This is a genomic window from Rhodococcus sp. IEGM 1372 (assembly GCF_030056835.1).
Taxonomy (GTDB): Bacteria; Actinomycetota; Actinomycetes; order Mycobacteriales; family Mycobacteriaceae; genus Rhodococcoides.
This window is the reverse complement of record NZ_JASHKS010000084.1, coordinates 1-2,594: the sequence shown is the minus strand read 5'-3', so window position 1 is coordinate 2,594 and position 2,594 is coordinate 1. Positions and strand designations below refer to the sequence as shown.

Here is a 2,594-nt window from a genome sequence, read left to right as displayed (position 1 = left end):
CACACGCGGCCTGAATCACTCAACCCCACGAGTCAACTGAACTCGGGGCAGTCCCATCTGATTGTCACACTGAGTCCTTGGTGTTTGTAGAACCCTGAGTTCGACACGTCGAGTAAACATGCCATCCGGTGAATTGCGGAGTTCGCGCACTCCATGGCAATCAACGCGTAGAGCTCCACCTTTTGTTGATTTGCTGCGAAGTACGCGGAGGCTCTCTTCAAGAACGCGATATCTTCTCCTGCCTGGAAACCTATCTGCGGAACCGGGAGAGCTCGGTGCGCTCCGCAGCGGTCAGCGGCTGGTCACCGGAGGCAGCTGCGGCTTCGATACGGCGACGTTCGTCGGCGACCCAGCGCCCGAGCAGGGCTTCGTTGATGCCCAGTTCACGGGCGACGTCGGCGATGGTGCGGTCGGAATCGATCGTCCTACGAGCGGCTCGACCTTGCACTCGGTCGTGAACGAGCTGCGTTTGCGGGACACGCGGACATCCTTCCAGCGGAACCTGTGGTCCTGCTAGCTCAGTGTCAACTATCCGGGGCAACCTCAGCGCAATTGGTACACCGATCTCATCAGTAAAGAGATCACGAATGCCGTCGCCATCGACAAACCCTATGCGTGCGCAGGCAACACACCAGCCCGCGATCACGGTCTTGACGGGACTTGCCCCACATCTCAAGCCGACTACCTCTTCCCCTCGCACGTCACCCTGTGAAACTCCCGAAGCACTAGCCAAGCCAGCTTGACGACCCGCCACGTAATTTGGCCAAATGAACTTTTGTCTGCCGAGGTCCCAAACTGACCGGCTTAACCGCGGCACCTATCTCGCGTTGCGTACCCGTCAGGGTGATAGATTCGCAGTGCTCGTCTGCCGGAATTCGTGGGCCTTGCGGAGTGCGACACCGATTGCCATCCACAATGGGATCGTGCCGTTCAGCGCACCTGCGGATTCTGAAAACAGTGCTGCGATGATGACTCCGATGCCGACGGCTGCTTCCCAATTCCCCACGCGGTTGATTGACACGAACAACTTAGCAATCAGGCCGGCCAGGATCAGCACCGTTACGACCCCGCCTGCTGCGAACGCGATGCCGAGCAGGCTCTCGCTCGATCGGGTGAGCCCAAGCGCCTTCAGTGCGTTGCCTGTAGCACCGAAGCCGAGGCCGAATGGTCCGTCCAAGGCGAAGCGCAACCCGTCGGTGAGGCCTTTCGCATGGATCTGACTGTTACCGTCGTCGGCCAGCTCTGTGCCGATAAAGTACGTGGCGGGACTGATAAGCACCACAGTCGCCATCCGGCCGATTTTGCGAATCATCGCGGGAACTACGATGGCAAATGCTGCAACCAGGATGCCGCCGCGCCCGAATGTCATAGCAGTGGTGAGCGTCAGCAGGATCATCCACATGCGGCGATACCGAAAGTCTGGCGTGTACCAAAGCAGGGCGAGTGCGCCGCCAGTGACGAGCCCTGCGATCGGCGGATTGAGAACGAGCCCGCCAACTCGGACGATCTCACCGAGCCCGAACGAGTCTGCGTAGTAATAGTAGTATGCCGGCAGCCCGTCACGCATTACCAGGTGAGTGCGGTCGTAAGACGCGAGCGTGGCAGGGTCGAGTAGGCGAACTCCCACGTACTCCAACGCCATATACAGCGCGTTGACGATGCCGATCCAGATGGAGATCCGAGCTATTATTCGCCACTCATAAGAAGTCATTGTCAGTCCAACCAGAATGAGCAGAGCTGGAATGGTCACCTGCCGGAACAGGATCAGCGTGACGCCGGACCCGACGATCGAATTGATGACACCGAACACCATTAGCATCACCCACACTGCGATGAGGTAGACCGTCCACCCCGGCGCGCGGCCCAGCCGTGAAAAAATGCTGGCAACCAAAACGACGACAACTGCATCATCCATGAGGGTCAGTCCGGACACGCCGGGCTGCAGAGCGATAGAGACGGTTTGGAGTACAGCCGCGAAGAGAGCGGCTACGGCAAGATAGCCGCTCAGTCCGAGATTGGCGGTAGCCGCTGGACGTTCGGCCGTGGTCGTCATTGATGAAGTCTAGAACGAACGACCGGTTCTCGAGACCTATGGGGCGTGGTGAGCAACCACGGGTACGTGGTGACGGCACTGCCCCAAGTTCGGGGCTGCCCATGGTTCAGTCGACTGTCGGGATTCAGTGGTTCAGGCCGCGTGTGCGGTCTGAACGATTGCCTCGAGCCGCAAGGCAACTTCATTGCTACTCGACGCGAACAATCAGGCAATTCAGGTTCGACGCATTGAGGGCGTCACCGATCGGCCGAACTCGACTACCACAATGACGCCTCAAGTCGGTAGACCCATGTACGCGCGAGGTGCCCCCATTCGGTCGCTTCAACTGATCGCCTCCTCGAGGTCGGTATTGATGCATTTATCGTCATCGTCGGCCGTGCCCACGACAACTCCCTCGCGGAGTCAATCAACGGCAGGTACGCAACCGAACTAGTCAAGCCTCGCGGCCAGTTGCGCGAAGCCGTGCACAACGTGGCCGACGCCGGTTGTCCGTGGCCATGAAAAAGTACCCACTGGTGGCCAGGTCGAGGTCCCCACTGGT

Annotated in this window: 2 protein-coding genes; both read right to left on the bottom strand. The window is 59.4% G+C overall.

The window, feature by feature from the left end:
- Positions 1 to 250: 250 nt before the first annotated feature.
- A complete protein-coding gene (locus QM590_RS25750) occupies positions 251 to 448 on the bottom strand; it encodes a transposase (RefSeq protein ID WP_269596889.1) in 198 nt (65 codons plus the stop codon).
- Positions 449 to 838: 390 nt separating this feature from the next.
- Entirely contained in the window at positions 839 to 2,053 is a 1,215-nt protein-coding gene (locus QM590_RS25745) for a hypothetical protein (protein ID WP_269596888.1), read from the bottom strand.
- Positions 2,054 to 2,594: the final 541 nt, after the last annotated feature.